This is a genomic window from Actinomadura sp. BRA 177, from assembly GCF_013372625.1.
Lineage (GTDB): Bacteria > Actinomycetota > Actinomycetes > Streptosporangiales > Streptosporangiaceae > Spirillospora.
In genome coordinates this window covers 1-14,811 of sequence record NZ_JABXFD010000677.1, presented here as the reverse complement: position 1 = coordinate 14,811, position 14,811 = coordinate 1, and the positions used below count along the sequence as shown (strand labels likewise).

Annotated in this window: 14 protein-coding genes; 9 read left to right on the top strand and 5 right to left on the bottom strand. The window is 72.5% G+C overall.

The window, feature by feature from the left end; genetic code table 11:
• The 4 genes from HUX53_RS37715 to HUX53_RS37700 all read left to right on the top strand — a co-directional run.
• A partial coding sequence (locus HUX53_RS37715; RefSeq protein WP_176408060.1) for a substrate-binding domain-containing protein occupies positions 1-1,738 on the top strand: 1,738 nt, incomplete at its 5' end.
• A 101-nt stretch (positions 1,739-1,839) separates the two neighbouring features.
• The gene (locus HUX53_RS37710) at positions 1,840-2,991 is read left to right on the top strand and encodes an acyl-CoA dehydrogenase family protein (RefSeq protein WP_176408059.1); all 1,152 of its coding nucleotides are present in this window, start codon (positions 1,840-1,842) and stop codon (positions 2,989-2,991) included.
• Positions 2,992-3,006: 15 nt separating this feature from the next.
• Complete coding sequence (gene fabG / locus HUX53_RS37705; protein ID WP_176408058.1) at positions 3,007-3,762, top strand: 3-oxoacyl-ACP reductase FabG; 756 nt, start codon at positions 3,007-3,009, stop codon at positions 3,760-3,762.
• 13 nt (positions 3,763-3,775) lie between these two features.
• On the top strand, positions 3,776-4,336 hold the full coding sequence (locus HUX53_RS37700; RefSeq protein WP_176408057.1) for a TetR/AcrR family transcriptional regulator: 561 nt from the start codon (positions 3,776-3,778) through the stop codon (positions 4,334-4,336).
• On the opposite strand, the gene HUX53_RS37695 is transcribed toward HUX53_RS37700, so the two are convergent.
• Positions 4,333-5,100: a helical backbone metal receptor gene (locus HUX53_RS37695; protein WP_176408056.1), complete on the bottom strand. Its 768-nt coding sequence runs from the start codon at positions 5,098-5,100 to the stop codon at positions 4,333-4,335. The two genes, HUX53_RS37700 and HUX53_RS37695, sit on opposite strands and share 4 nt — an antisense overlap.
• Complete coding sequence (gene icmF, locus HUX53_RS37690; protein WP_176408055.1) at positions 5,100-8,318, bottom strand: fused isobutyryl-CoA mutase/GTPase IcmF; 3,219 nt, start codon at positions 8,316-8,318, stop codon at positions 5,100-5,102. Before icmF ends, HUX53_RS37695 begins: the two co-directional genes overlap by 1 nt.
• A 53-nt stretch (positions 8,319-8,371) precedes the next feature.
• Between icmF and HUX53_RS37685 the strand changes: the two genes are divergently transcribed.
• The 4 genes from HUX53_RS37685 to HUX53_RS37670 all read left to right on the top strand — a co-directional run bounded on the left by HUX53_RS37685 (position 8,372) and on the right by HUX53_RS37670 (position 12,380).
• A complete protein-coding gene (locus HUX53_RS37685) occupies positions 8,372-8,902 on the top strand; it encodes a MarR family transcriptional regulator (RefSeq protein WP_309237624.1) in 531 nt (176 codons plus the stop codon).
• A 37-nt stretch (positions 8,903-8,939) separates the two neighbouring features.
• A complete protein-coding gene (locus HUX53_RS37680) occupies positions 8,940-10,211 on the top strand; it encodes a hydroxyacid-oxoacid transhydrogenase (protein ID WP_176408054.1) in 1,272 nt (423 codons plus the stop codon).
• Positions 10,212-10,285: 74 nt separating this feature from the next.
• Positions 10,286-11,086, top strand: a complete 801-nt coding sequence (locus HUX53_RS37675) for a tryptophan 2,3-dioxygenase (RefSeq protein ID WP_176408053.1) — start codon at positions 10,286-10,288, stop codon at positions 11,084-11,086.
• Entirely contained in the window at positions 11,076-12,380 is a 1,305-nt protein-coding gene (locus HUX53_RS37670) for an NAD(P)/FAD-dependent oxidoreductase (RefSeq protein WP_176408052.1), read from the top strand. The genes HUX53_RS37675 and HUX53_RS37670 overlap by 11 nt, the downstream gene beginning before the upstream one ends.
• On the opposite strand, the gene HUX53_RS37665 is transcribed toward HUX53_RS37670, so the two are convergent.
• On the bottom strand, positions 12,377-13,807 hold the full coding sequence (locus HUX53_RS37665) for an MFS transporter (protein WP_309237623.1): 1,431 nt from the start codon (positions 13,805-13,807) through the stop codon (positions 12,377-12,379). The genes HUX53_RS37670 and HUX53_RS37665 overlap by 4 nt on opposite strands.
• 80 nt (positions 13,808-13,887) lie before the next feature.
• Here HUX53_RS37665 and HUX53_RS37660 point away from each other — a divergent pair, with 80 nt between their 5' ends.
• The gene (locus tag HUX53_RS37660; protein ID WP_176408051.1) at positions 13,888-14,130 is read left to right on the top strand and encodes a hypothetical protein; all 243 of its coding nucleotides are present in this window, start codon (positions 13,888-13,890) and stop codon (positions 14,128-14,130) included.
• Here HUX53_RS37660 and HUX53_RS37655 read toward each other — a convergent pair.
• On the bottom strand, positions 14,127-14,417 hold the full coding sequence (locus tag HUX53_RS37655) for a DUF6457 domain-containing protein (RefSeq protein WP_217920362.1): 291 nt from the start codon (positions 14,415-14,417) through the stop codon (positions 14,127-14,129). The genes HUX53_RS37660 and HUX53_RS37655 overlap by 4 nt on opposite strands.
• 50 nt (positions 14,418-14,467) lie before the next feature.
• Entirely contained in the window at positions 14,468-14,749 is a 282-nt protein-coding gene (locus HUX53_RS37650) for a molybdenum cofactor guanylyltransferase (RefSeq protein WP_176408050.1), read from the bottom strand.
• Between the last annotated feature and the right edge of the window lie 62 nt (positions 14,750-14,811).

Genomic DNA, 14,811 nt, shown 5'->3' with positions numbered 1-14,811 from the left:
CTCCCAGCGCCTGCGCGGCCCGCTGGCGGGCGCGATCGGCCTGGTGCTGCTGACCGGCCTCGGCGCGTACGCGTTCACCGCCGCGGGCGACGACTGCGCGGGCGACGACGCGCTCACGATCGGGGTCGCGGTCGCGCCGGACGTCGCGCCCGCGGTGATCCGGGCGGCGAGCCGGTTCAACGACGCCCGGCACCGGGTGGACGGGCGCTGCGCCCGCGCGCGGGTGCGCGCCACCGACCCGGACGCCGTCGCGACGCTGCTGTCCGGCAAGGGCGTGGCCGGGGTGACCGAGCGGCCGGACGTCTGGATCCCCGACTCGTCCCTGTGGGTCAAGCTCGTCGAGGGCTCCGCGCAGACCGGACCGGCCGGGGCGCCTGCCACGCTCGGCGGGCTCGCCTCGACCCCGATCGTCCTGGCGATGCCGCGCGGCCTCGCCGTCCAGCTGCGCAACCTCGGCGCGCCGGAGCGGCCGTCCTGGACCGAGCTGCTCGCCGCGGCGGGGACGGCCTCGAACGCCGAGGAGGGCCCGGCGACCGGGGACGGCGTGATCCCGCCGCGGCTGTTCCGGCTGCAGGTCCCCGACCCCGACCGCAGCGCCACCGGCATGGGCACGCTCATGCTCGCCGGCGCGCTGCTGGCGCGGGCCCCCGGCGGCGAGGCCGATTTCGCCGGCGTCGTGCGGACGGTCCGGGAGGGCGTCGCCGTCTCGGTCAAGGCCGAGTTCGACGCGTTCGATCCCGCCGTCGGCAAGGACAAGGCCGACCGCTACCCGGTGGCGCTGGTGCCCGAGCAGGCGGTGTTCGGCTACAACTCGCGGCGCCCGGCCGAACCGGCGGTCGCCGTGTACCCGGCGGAGGGGACGGTCTTCCTCGACCACCCCGTCACCGTCCTGTCGGAGGACCCGGCCAAGGCGGGCGCGGCGCGGCTGCTGTGGAAGGCGCTGTCGGCGGAGGCGACCCGCGACGACGTCCAGCGGCTCGGGTTCCGGACGCCCGGCGGCGCGGCGCCCGCGGGGTTCTCCGCGAAGAACGGCCTGGACCCGCGCGCGCCGGAGGCGCTCCCGGCGCCGTCCGCCGCCGAGGTGCGCCGCACCATGCAGTCGTGGGCGCAGCTGTCGCTGAGCATCCGGATGCTCAGCATCATCGACGTGTCCGGGTCCATGGACGAGAAGGTCGCGCCGGGCGTCACCCGGCTGCAGGCCACGGTCCGCACGGCGCAGGGCGGGCTGCCGCTGCTGCCGGACGACAGCGAGCTCGGGCAGTGGATCTTCTCGACCGAGCTGCGGGGGAAGCAGGACTGGCGGGAGCTGGTGAGCGTCGGGCCACTGGGGCAGCGGCTCGGGTCCGCCACGCGGCGCCAGCGCATGCTGAGCGCGTTCGCGCAGATCAGGGTGAAGGAGCACGGCGACACGGGCCTGTACGACACGGTCATGGCGGCGTTCGACTACATGAAGCGGACCTACAAGCCGGAGTACGTGAACTCGATCCTGCTGTGGACGGACGGCAGGAACGAGGACCGGAGCGGCCCGTCGCTCGCCGAGACCCTCGACCACATCCGCCGCGAGTACGACCCGGAGCGCCCGATCCTGATCAACATGTTCGGCAACGGCGACGACGTGGACGTGGGCGAGCTGCGGCAGATCGCGCGGCTCACCCGCGGCGACGCCTACGTGGCCGAGACCCCGGGGCAGGTGCAGGCCCTGTTCCTCAAGGCGCTGTCGCAGCGGGTCAGCCCCTGATTCCGCGCCGCCGTCGTAGTTGATTCTAGAACTACATTCGAGTTAACTTAGCGTTCCGTTAGTTAGCTCCACCCCGCCAGCCGCACGAGAGGGGCCACGGCGTGCGCCGCACCGTTTTCAACGAGGACCACGAGGCGTTCCGGGACACGATCCGGGCGTTCATCGAGGCCGAGGTCGTCCCGGTCTACGAGGACTGGGAGAACGCCGGCCACCCGCCGCGCGAGTTCTACGCCAAGCTCGGCGAGCTGGGCGTGTTCGGCATCCAGGTGCCCGAGGAGTACGGCGGCGCCGGCGAGACCAGCTTCAAGTACCAGGCGGTCGTCTCCGAAGAGTGCGCCCGCGCGGGCGTGAGCTTCGGCGGCTACGGGGTGCACGTCAACCTCGTCCTGCCCTACCTGCTGAAGTACGGGAACGACGAGCAGAAGAAGCGCTGGCTGCCGGCGTTCGTGTCCGGCGAGATGATGACGGCCATCGCGATGACCGAGCCCGGCACCGGCTCCGACCTCGCCGGCATGCAGACCACGGCGAGGCTGGACGGCGACCACTACGTCCTGAACGGCGCCAAGACGTTCATCACCGGCGGCGTCCTCGCCGACCGGGTCCTTGTGGTGGCGCGCACGTCCCCCGCCACGCCGGAGAACCGCCGCGCGGGCCTGTCGATCCTCGCCGTCGACACCAAGAGCGAGGGCTACGCCGTCGGCCGCAAGCTGGAGAAGATCGGGCTGCGCAGCTCCGACACCGCCGAGCTGTCGTTCACCGACGTCCGGGTGCCCGCCGAGGACCTCCTCGGCGAGGAGGGGCGCGGCTTCGAGTACCTCACCCACAACCTGGCGGAGGAGCGGCTCGGCATCGCGACCAGCTCGTACGCGTCCGCCGCCGCGGCGGTCGAGTTCGCGCGCAAGTACGTCCAGGAGCGGACGGTCTTCGGCAAGACCGTGTCGTCGTTCCAGAACACCAAGTTCGTCCTCGCCGAGTGCGCCACCGAGGTGGAGGCCGCCCGCTCCCTCGTCGACCGCTGCATCGAGGCGCTGGACGCCGGGGAGCTGACCCCCGCCGACGCCGCCGTCTGCAAGCTGTTCTGCACCGAGGTGCAGGCCCGCGTCGTCGACAAGTGCCTGCAGCTGCACGGCGGCTACGGCTACATCCTGGAGTACCCGATCGCGCGCCTGTACGCCGACGCCCGCGTCACCCGCATCTACGGCGGCACCAGCGAGGTGCTCAAGACCATCATCGCCAAGGACATCCAGGTCTGACGGAAGGCAGTGGAGATGACTGAGAACCGGGTCGCCATCGTCACCGGCGCGGCGCGCGGCATCGGCGCCGCCACCGCCGTCCGGCTCGCGCGGGAGGGCTTCGCCGTCGCGGTCTGCGACCTCGACGCGGCCGCCTGCGCCGGCACCGTCGAGATGATCACCAAGGACGGCGGGACGGCCCTCGCCGTCGCCGTGGACGTCGCCGACTCCGCGGCGGTGTCCGCCGCCGTCGCGCGCGTCGCCGCCGAGCTGGGCCCGCCGGTCGTGCTGGTCAACAACGCCGGCGTCCTGCGCGACAACCTGCTGTTCAAGATGTCCGACGACGACTGGGACACCGTCATGTCGGTCCACCTGCGCGGCTCGTTCCTGATGAGCCGCGCCGCGCAGGAGCACATGACCAAGGCCGGCTGGGGCCGGATCGTGAACCTGTCGTCGGTGTCGGCACTCGGCAACCGCGGCCAGGTCAACTACTCGGCCGCCAAGGCGGGCCTGCAGGGCTTCACCAAGACCCTCGCCATCGAGCTGGGCAAGTTCGGCGTGACCGCCAACGCGATCGCGCCCGGGTTCATCGCGACCGAGATGACGGCCGCGACCGCCGCCCGCGTCGGCGTCGACTTCGAGGACTTCAAGGCCGCCGCCGCCAAGGAGATCCCCGTCCGGCGCGTCGGCGTCCCCGAGGACATCGCCGGGACGGTCGCGTTCCTGGTCAGCGACGACGCCTCGTTCGTCTCCGGCCAGGTCATCTATGTGGCCGGTGGTCCCCGCGCGTGAGGAGGCGCCCCGCGTGCGGGACCGGGAGGCCACGGAGGAGTCGCTGCGGGCGGCGGCGGTCGCGCTGCTGCGCCGCGGCGGCGTCCTCGCCGGGCTGAACCTGCGGCAGGTCGCCGACGAGGCGCGCGTCAACCGCGGGCTGGTCTACCAGTACTTCGGGTCGCGGCGGGCGCTGCTGCGCTCGGCCCTGTTCCACCGGTCGCGGCCGAACGCCGAGGACGCGGTGGACGCCGCCGGGCTGCCGCTGCGCGAACGGCTGTCCCGGCTGTTCTGGACGAGCCTGCGCAACCCCGAGCCCGTCCGGCTGGCGACACTGCTGGTGCTGGACGGCGACGACCGGCCCCGCGTCCTGCTCAACCGGGGCGCGGGCCGCGCCGACCTCGCCGCCGAGGCGGAGCGGGGCGAGCTGCCGGTCGAGGACGTGGAGGCCGTGCAGGCGGCGATCGCGTCCACGATCTACGGGTACACGCTGCTGCGCGAGCACCTCGCGCAGGAGATCGGGCTCCCCGCCGAGGAGCTGGACAAGCGCATGGCCGAGTGCGTGGAGGCCATGTTCGCCCGGCGCCCCGGCTAGTACGTCCGCGCCCCGGCGAGCTGCTGTGCGAGGGCCGCCGGGGCGTCGACGGGCGACGGGCCGTACCAGGTGAGATGCCGCCCGTCGACGAGCGCGACGTCGAGGCCGGGGAACGACTCGGGGCCGTCGTCCTCGGTGAACTCGTACGGCTCGTCGGGCAGCACGACCAGGTCGGCACCGGCGGCGTTCAGCTCGCCCAAGGGGATCTTGGGGTAGCGGTCGGGGTGGCCGGCGTAGACGTTGGACACGCCGAGGCGTCGCAGGACGTCGCCGGTGAAGGTGTCGCGGCCGACGACCATCCACGGCCGCCGCCAGATCGGGATGGCGGCTGCTCGCGGTTCGTGCGGGGTGATGTCCGACCAGACGCGGGACGCCTCATCCAGCCAGCCCGGCACCGGGACCCGGCACGCCTCCGCGAGCATGCGGCGCAGCGACGTGAGGGCCTCGTCGACCGTGCGGATCTCCGTCATCCAGACGGGGATCCCCGCGGCGCGCATCGCCTCGATGTCGGCGGGGCGGTTCTCCTCGGTGCTGCCCAGCACGACGTCGGGCCGCAGCCCGGCGATCTTCTCCACGTCCGGGTTCTTCGTGCCCTTCACGCGCGGCACGTCCAGGCCCTCGGGACGGGTGCACCAGTCGGTCGCCCCGGCGAGCAGGTCCGGCGCGGTCACCGCGACCGTCTCCGTCAGGGACGGGACGATCGACACGACCCGGCGCACCCGGCCCGGAACCGGAACCGGGTGGCCGGTGTCGTCAACGCTCATCAGACGTTGCGCCTGTACTGGCCGCCGACCTCGAAGAACGCGTCGGTGATCTGCTGGAGGCTGCACACGCGGGCCGCGTCCATCAGGACCGCGAACACGTTCTCCCCGGCCTGCGCCGCCTCCCGCAGCGCCGCGAGCGCGGCCTCGCCCTCCTCGCGGTGCGTGCGCTGGTAGCCGTGAACGCGGTCGAGCTGCGACCGCTTCTCGTCCTCGGTGGCGCGGGCCAGCTCGATCGTGTCCGGCGTGCCGTCGGCGGCCTCCGGTGGCCGGAACGTGTTCACGCCGATGATCGGCAGGGAGCCGTCGTGCTTGCGCTGCTCGTACAGCATCGACTCGTCCTGGATGCGGCCGCGCTGGTAGCCGGTCTCCATCGCGCCGAGCACGCCGCCGCGCTCGCTGATGCGGTCGAACTCCGCGAGCACCGCCTCCTCCACGAGGTCGGTCAGCTCGTCGATGACGAACGAGCCCTGCAGCGGGTTCTCGTTCATCGCGAGTCCCCACTCGCGGTTGATGATCATCTGGATGGCGAGGGCCCGCCGCACCGACTCGGCCGTCGGCGTCGTCACGGCCTCGTCGTAGGCGTTGGTGTGCAGGCTGTTGCAGTTGTCGTAGATGGCGATGAGCGCCTGCAGCGTCGTCCGGATGTCGTTGAAGTGCATCTCCTGCGCGTGCAGGGAGCGCCCGGACGTCTGCACGTGGTACTTGAGCTTCTGGCTGCGCTCGTTGGCGCCGTACCGGTCGCGCATGGCCACGGCCCAGATGCGGCGGGCCACGCGTCCGAGGACGTTGTACTCGGGGTCCATGCCGTTGGAGAAGAAGAACGACAGGTTCGGCGCGAAGTCGTCGACGTCCATGCCGCGCGCCAGGTACGACTCGACGTAGGTGAACCCGTTGGCCAGCGTGAACGCGAGCTGGCTGATGGGGTTCGCCCCCGCCTCGGCGATGTGGTAGCCGGAGATCGACACCGAGTAGAAGTTGCGGACGCCGTTGGCGATGAACCACTCCTGGATGTCGCCCATCATCCGCAGCGAGAACTCGGTGGAGAAGATGCAGGTGTTCTGCCCCTGGTCCTCCTTGAGGATGTCGGCCTGCACGGTGCCGCGCACGGTCGACAGGACGCCCGCGCGGATCCCGGCGGCCTCCTCCTTGGACGGCTCGCGCCCGTTCTCCTCGTAGAAGGCGTCCAGGCCTTGGTCGATGGCGGTGTTCAGGAAGAACGCCAGGATCGTGGGCGCGGGGCCGTTGATGGTCATCGACACCGACGTGGTGGGCGACGACAGGTCGAACCCGTCGTAGAGCGCCTTCATGTCGTCCAGCGTGGCGATCGACACGCCGGACGTGCCGACCTTGCCGTACACGTCGGGACGCTCGTCCGGGTCCCGCCCGTACAGGGTGACCGAGTCGAACGCGGTCGACAGCCGGGTCGCGGGCTGGCCCTCCGACAGCAGCTTGAAGCGCCGGTTGGTGCGGAACGGGTCGCCCTCCCCCGCGAACATGCGGGCCGGGTCCTCGTTGTCGCGCTTGAACGGGAACACCCCGCCGGTGAACGGGAACCTGCCGGGCAGGTTCTCGTTCCGCAGGAACCGCAGCAGCTCCCCGTGGTCGGTGTAGCGCGGCAGGGCGACGCGCGGGATGCGGCTGCCCGACAGCGACTCCCGTGTGAGCTTGGTGTGCAGCTCCTTGTCGCGGATCTTCACGACCTGCTCGTCGCCGGAGTAGGACTCCACGACGGCCGGCCAGCCCTCGACCAGCTCGGCGTTGCCCGGCTCGACGTCCCGGCGCGCCTTCTCCAGCAGCCCCTCGACCTCGGCCGCGTCGGTCAGCTCGGCGCGCACCTCGTCCAGCCGCTGGACGCGCCGCACCGCCGCCATCTGCCGCACCGTGGCGTCGTGGTAGCCGCGCACGGTCTCCGCGATGTCGGACAGGTACCGCACCCGGCCCGGCGGGATCACGGTCGCGGCGCCGGTGGAGGTCTTCGTCGTGATCTCCGGCAGGACGCCGTCCGCCAGCTCAAGGCCGTGCTCGCCCAGCAGCCCGCCAAGGTGCTGGTAGAGGGCCGTCACGCCGTCGTCGTTGAACGTGGCCGCGCTCGTGCCGAACACGGGCATGTCCTCGGGCTTCTGCCCGAACGCCTCCCGGTTGCGGACGAGCTGCCGCGACACGTCCCGCAGCGCGTCCGCCGCGCCGCGCCGCTCGAACTTGTTGATCGCCACCACGTCCGCGAAGTCGAGCATGTCGATCTTCTCCAGCTGGGACGCGGCGCCGAACTCGGGCGTCATCACGTAGAGCGACACGTCCACCAGCGGGACGATCGCGGCGTCGCCCTGCCCGATCCCGGGCGTCTCCAGGACGACCAGATCGAACCCGGCGGCCTTGCACGCGGCGATGATGTCCTCGATGCCGCCGGGCAGCTCCCGCGCGCCCCGCGTCGCCAGCGACCGGAAGAACACGTGGTCGCCGTCCAGGGAGTTCATCCTGATCCGGTCGCCGAGCAGCGCCCCGCCGCCGCGCCGCCGCGTCGGGTCCACGGCCAGCACCGCGACCCGCAGCCGGTCCCCCTGATCGACGCGCAGCCGCCGCACCAGCTCATCGGTCAGCGACGACTTCCCGGAACCACCGGTCCCCGTAATACCCAGCACAGGCACTTGCCGCCCGGCCGCCGCCTCGGCAAGACGCGCCCGGTCGTCATCCGGAAGCTTCCCGGCCTGCAGACAGGTGATGGCCCTGGCCAGGGCGCGCCGCTCCCCCGCCAGCACCTCGTCCACCGCGACGGGCTCCGCCGCGAGGTCCACATCGCAGTCGCGCACCAGCTCGTTGATCATCCCCGGCAGGCCGAGCCGCTGCCCGTCCTCCGGCGAGAAGATCCGCACCCCGGCCCCGGACAGCCGCGCGATCTCCTCGTGCACGATCACCCCGCCGCCCCCGCCGAACACCTTCACGTGCTCGGCGCCGGCCTCCTTCAGGCTGCGCGACAGGTACTCGAAGTACTCGACGTGGCCGCCCTGGTAGGAGCTGATCGCCACGCCCTGCGCGTCCTCCTCCAGGACGGCGTCGACGACCTCGCGCACCGAGCGGTCGTGCCCCAGGTGCACCACCTCGGCGCCCTGGGACTGCAGGATGCGCCGCATGATGTTGATGGCCGCGTCATGGCCGTCGAACAGCGCCGCCGCGGTCACGAACCGCACCGGATGCACGGGCTTGTGCAGCTCCCCCGTCACCGTCCCCACCCCAAACCTTGGACATCCAATATTTGGAAGTTAAAATAGTTTCCGTGCGCGAACGAGTCAAGACGGCATACGGTGTTCCGGTGTCCGACACCCCCGACCCCATCGCCGAGGCCCACCGCCAGTGGAGCGCCCGCTGGCCCGAGCACGCCGACCACATGGCGGCCGTCACCTCCGTGATGCGCGCCCAGCAGCTCCTGCTCGGCCGCATCGAGGCCGTCCTCAAGCCCTACGGCCTGACGTTCGCCGCCTACGAGGCCCTGCGCCTGCTCGCCTTCACCCGCACCGGCACCCTCCCCATGGGCAAGATGGGCGTCCGCCTCATGGTGCACCCCGCCTCGGTCACCAACGTGATCGGACGCCTGGAGCGCCGCGGCCTCGTCGGCCGCGGCCCCTCCCCCGACGACCGCCGCGTCGTCCTCGCCACCATCACCGACACCGGCCGCGACCTCGCCGAGGAGGCCACCCTGGCCCTCAACGAGTCCGGCTTCGGCATAGCCGACGTCCCCGCCGCCCAGGCCGCCGACATCACCACCGCCCTCCGCCCCGTCCGAACCTCCGCCGGCGACCTCGACTGACCCCCGTGTGACACCTTGCGTGTGACACCGTGGGGGCATGGGTGGCGAGACGGTCTTCACGTATGGGGCGCCGCAGCTGAAGTTCGGGGCGGGGGCGGCGGGCGAGATCGGGTTCGATCTGGCGCAGTTCGGGGTGCGGCGGGTGCTGGTCGTCACCGATGCGCGGGTCGCGGCTACGGGCGGGCCGCGGCGGATCGCGGACGGGATGAAGGCGTACGGGATCACGGCCGTGGTGTTCGACGGCGTGCATGTGGAGCCGACGGACGCGAGCCTGCGGCAGGCCGTCGAGTACGCGCGGGAGAGCGGGCCCTTTGACGCGTACGTCGCCGTTGGGGGCGGGTCGAGCATTGATACCGCCAAGGCGGTCAATCTGCTCACGACCAATGAGGGTGAGCTTGCGGAGTATCTCAACCCGCCGGTGGGGGCCGGGCGGGCGCCGGAGCGGGCGCTGCTGCCGCTCGTCGCCGTCCCGACCACCACTGGGACCGGGGCGGAGAGCACGACCGTCTGCGTGCTCGATGTTCTGGACCTGCGGGTCAAGACGGGGATCAGCCATCCGCGGATGCGGCCCGTGCTGGCCGTGGTCGATCCGGAGCTGACCATGTCGCAGCCGGCCGGGGTGACCGCGTCGGCGGGGATGGACATCCTGTGCCACGCGCTGGAGAGCTACACGGCGCGGCCCTATGACGAGTTCGAGCGCAAGCGGCCGGAGCAGCGGGTGCCGTACTGCGGCGCCAATCCGGTGTCGGACATGTGGGCGGAGAAGTCGCTCAGCCTGCTGTCCCGGTCGTTCCGGCGGGCCGTCCGGGACGGGGACGACCGGGAGGCCCGTACGGAGATGGCGCTCGCGGCGACGTTCGCGGGGCTCGGGTTCGGCAACGCCGGGGTGCACGTCCCGCACGCGAACGCCTACCCGATCGCGGGGCGGGTGAAGGACTTCCGGCCGGACGGGTATCCGGGCGGGGAGCCGATGGTCCCGCACGGCATGTCGGTGGCGCTGACCGCGCCCGAGGCGTTCCGGTTCACGTTCGAGGCGCGTCCCGAGCGGCATGTGCGGGCGGCCGAGCTGCTCGATCCGGGGATGGAACGGCCGGATGATGTGGCTGAACACCTGCCGCTGGCTGTCCTGCGGCTGATGCGCGACATCGGGATGCCGGACGGGATCGGCGGTGTCGGGTATGACGAGCGCGACATTCCCGGGCTCGTGGAGGGGGCCATGAAGCAGCAGCGGCTGCTGGCGATCGCGCCGCGGCCGGTGGACGAGGACGCCGTCGCGGGGATCTTCCGCCGGTCGCTGCGGCTGTGGTGACGCCCCACGAAATCCCTCGCCGGCACGATCCCATATGCTGCGGCTCACATCCGTTATGTCGCAAGGAGGCATGAATGGCGGATTCGCCGACAATGACGTACGGCGGCTACCTCCGGCTCGATGATCTTCTCTCCTGCCAGGAGCCGAAGACCCGGGCCCACGACGAGCTGCTGTTCGTGATCATCCACCAGGTCTACGAGCTGTGGTTCAAGCAGATCCTGCACGAGGCCGCGCTGCTGCAGCACCGGCTGGAGGAGGGCAACAGCGCCGGGTCGCTGGCCACCGCGCGGAGGATCACCAAGATCCTCAAGACCGTGGTCGGGCAGCTGGACGTGCTGGAGACGATGACGCCCCGCCAGTTCGCCGCGTTCCGCGACGTCCTCGGCAGCTCCAGCGGGTTCCAGAGCGAGCAGTTCCGGGAGATCGAGGCCGTCCTCGGGCGGCGCGCGTTCCCCGCGTCGGTGCTGCGCGACGACGAGCGGCTGCGGGCCGCGGTGTCGCGCCCGTCGATGTTCGACTCGCTGCTGCGCTACCTGGACGGCCACGGATTCACCGTCCCGCAGGAGGCCCTCGACCGCGACACGTCCACGCCCTGGGAGGCGGACGCCGGCGTGCAGAAGACGCTCCTCGCCGTCTACTCCGACGAGTCCGCCCCGGCCGCCGAGGTCTGCGAGGCGCTCGTCGACATGGACGAGGGCGTCCAGGAGTGGCGCTACCGGCACCTGAAGATGGTCGAGCGGACGATCGGCGCGAAGATCGGCACCGGCGGGTCGGCGGGCGCCGACTACCTGCGCCGCACGCTGTTCGCCCCCGCCTTCCCCGACCTGTGGGAGGTCCGCTCGCAGACCGAGGAGAGCCCCGTTCATGGCGGGTGACGGCGAGCGGGTCGCGATCGTCGGGGCCGGCCTGGCGGGCTGCCTGCTCGCGGTGCTGCTGGGCCGCCGGGGCGTCCCGGTCACGGTGTACGAGCGGCGCCCGGACCCGCGCGTCGCGGGTGCCGAGCGGGGCCGCTCGATCAACCTGGCGATCTCCGCCCGCGGCCTCGCCGCGCTGGAGCAGGTGGGGCTGCGCGACCAGGCCCTCAAGCAGGCGCTGCCGATGCACGGGCGGATGGTGCACCCGCTGCCGGGCGCGCAGAACTTCCAGCCCTACAGCGCGGACGGCGAGCGCGCCATCAACTCCGTCGGCCGCGCCGAGCTGAACCGGTCGCTGCTGGACGCCGCCGAGGCCACGCCCGGCGTCACGCTGCGGTTCTCCCAGCGCGTGACCGGCGTGGACGTCGACGCCGGGGAGCTGCTGTTCGAGGACGCGGACGCCGAGCCCGCCGACGTCGTCCTGGCCGGGGACGGCGCCTACAGCGCGGTCCGCCGGTCGCTCGGCTTCGACCACGACGCCGACTTCCTGGAGCACGGGTACAAGGAGCTGACCGTCCCGCCGCGGAACGGGGAGTTCGCGCTCGACCCGGACGCGCTGCACATCTGGCCGCGCGGCACCTCGATGATGATCGCGCTGCCGAACCTGGACCGGTCGTTCACCTGCACGCTGTTCTGGCCGAAGGGCGACTTCGACGCGCTCGGCACACCGGACAAGGTCACCGCGTACTTCGAAGAGCACTATCCGGACGTCGCGGGCCTGATGCCGGACCTGACCGACGACTACGCGCACAACCCGATCGGGTCGCTGGTGACCGTCCGGGCCTGGCCGTGGACCCGGTACGGGGACGGCGCGACGGTGGCGCTGCTCGGCGACGCCGCGCACGCGATCGTCCCGTTCTTCGGGCAGGGCGCCAACTGCGCGTTCGAGGACTGCATCGAAATCGACCGCTGCCTGACCGAGACGGGCGGCGACTGGCGGCGCGCGCTGTCGCTCTACCAGGAGCGGCGCAAGGCCAACACCGACGCGATCGCCGAGCTGTCCCTCGACAACTTCATCGAGATGCGCGACCGGGTGTCGTCCCCGGTGTACCGGGCGAAGCAGGCCGCGACGCACGCGCTGGAGCGGCGCCTCGCCGGACGGTACGTGTCCCGCTACGAACTGGTGTCGTTCTCGACGCTGCCGTACGCGGACATCCCGGCCCGGATCAGGCGGCAGAACCTGGTCCTCGGCGCGGCCGTCGCGGGCGGCGCCGCCGTCCTCGGCCTGGCGATCCGGGCGGCGCGGCGGCGTTAGCGGCGGTGCCGGCGGCGGCGTCCCGCGACCAGGTCGGCGACGGCCGCCGCCAGCGCCGCCAGCACGAACGCCAGGATGACGATCAGCCCGTGCCGGAACGCCGTCGCCCAGTCCCCGCGCGTGTCCGCGATGGTGGCGAAGAACACGGCGCCGACGGCGGCGATGCCCATCGCGGTGCCGACCCGCTGGCCGGTCTGCAGGACGCCCGCCGCGCTGCCGCCCTCGGTGTAGCGGACCTCCGACAGCGTCAGCGTCTGGTTGGGCGCGATGACCAGGCCGCTGCCGATCCCGGCGACGAGCAGCGGCGCCGCGGTCGCCCAGGCGACGCCGCTGCCGGGCTTCAGCTCCACGGCGACCCACACGGCGGCGAGCCCGATCACGACCAGGACGAGTCCCGCGGCGATCAGCGGGCGCCCGTACCGCGACACGATCCGGCCGCCGACCGCGGACGCGATCCCGGACCCGACCGCGAACGGCGTCATCGCGAGCCCGGCGCCGAGCGCGCTGTAGCCCAGGCCGTTCTGCAGGTAGAGGGTGAGGATGAAGAAGATCGCGGTGAACCCGGCGAAGTACAGCAGCGCGATCGTGGTGCCGAGCGTGTAGGAGCGGAGCCGGAACAGCCGGAGGTCGACCATCGGCGACCGGGCCCGGCGCTCCCAGCCGACGAACACGGCGATCAGCGCGGCGCCCGCGAGGAGCAGCAGCCACTTAAGGTCGCTGTGCCACTGCTGGTCCTGGACGAACGGCAGCAGCACGCAGACGACGCCGGCGCCGAGCAGCAGCACGCCGAGCGGGTCCAGGCCCTGCCGTTCCCCGTAGACCGGGGCGGGCAGCAGCCGCCACGCCAGGACGAGCGCCACCACCCCGACGGGGATGTTGACGTAGAACACCCACCGCCAGCCCTCCTCGGCGCCGCCGAGGGCGATCAGCCCGCCGCCGAGCAGCGGCCCGACGGCGGTCGCGATGCCGATGACGGCGCCGAGCGCGCCGAACGCCCGGCCCCGCTCCGCGCCCTGGAACAGCTGCTGGATGAGGCCCGCGACCTGCGGGTTGAGGATGCCGCCCGCGACGCCCTGCACGAGCCGGGCCAGCACCAGGAGCAGGATCGTGGGCGCGAGGCCGGCGCCCGCGCTCGTCACGGTGAACAGGGCGAGCCCGAACATGAACACGGCGCGGCGGCTGCGGGCGTCGCCGAGCCGCCCCGCCGGGACGAGGACGAGCCCGAACGTCAGCGCGTACCCCGACAGGATCCACTGCAGCTGCGCGTCGGAGGCGTGCAGGCCCTCCCGGATCGACGGCAGCGCCACGTTGACGATGCTGACGTCCAGCAGCGTCATGAACGCCGAGACCAGGCAGACCGAGATCGCCTGCCAGCGGCGCCGGCTGTCCCACTCCTGGTCTGGCGCTCTCGCGGCCCCGCTGTGCACGGGACCGTCCTATCCGGAGATCACCGGGTGAAACAAGGGGCGGGAACGTTCCCGCCGGGCCGCTGTGCCAGAGTTGCCGGATGACCGACTCCGCCCCGGGGACCGGCCCCGACGAACTGCTGTGCTCCGCCAAGGGCTGCCGCGCCGAAGCCGTGTGGGCGCTGCGGTGGAACAACCCGAAGATCCACACGCCGGAGCGGCGGAAGATCTGGCTGGCCTGCGACGCGCACCGCGAGAGCCTGTCGGCGTTCCTGTCCCGCCGCGACTTCCTGAAGGACGTCGTGCCCGTCGCCGACCGCGACGCGCCCCCGGCGCAGGGTTAGGCCTCGTCGAGGACGGGTTCCCCGGCCGGCCCCGGCACCTCCGGCGGCTCGGCCGCCTCGGCCTTCCAGCCCTCGGCCATCTCGGTCAGCCGGGCGGCGGCGTCCCGCGCGGGCGCGCCGCGGCCGACCGCGAGGCCGAGCAGGTACGCCGTCAGCGGCGCACCCGGCCTGGCGACGCCGTGCGCGACGTCGCGGGCGAGGTCGAGGATCAGGCTCTGGTCGATGTCGCCGCGTTCCAGGCCCAGTTCGCGGCAGGCCGCGTTGATCCAGTCCTCCAGCAGCGACATGGGGTCCCCCTTCACGCATGGTGCAGGCACCTCTGCCCACTTTCGCACGATCAAAGCAGGCGCTCGGCGGCGGCCAGCTCCTCGGGGGTGTCGCAGTCGTACCAGGCGGGACGCGTGCCCGCCGGGAGCGCGACGGTGATCGGGCCGAGCGGGCCGAGCAGGCCGCGCAGGGACGCGCCCGTGTAGCCGTCGAGGGCCCGCCGCAGATCGCCGGGGCGCCAGCAGCCGGCGAGCCACTGCTCGCGGCCGCCGTCGTCCAGCAGCACGGCGCCGGGGCGCTCCCCGATCGCGCCCAGCAGCCGGGCGACGCGGGCGGGACGCAGGAACGGCACCGTCTCTTATCCACCTCTGCCGCCGCCGACGCAGGCGGAAGTGAAGCTCCCGCGAGCAGCGG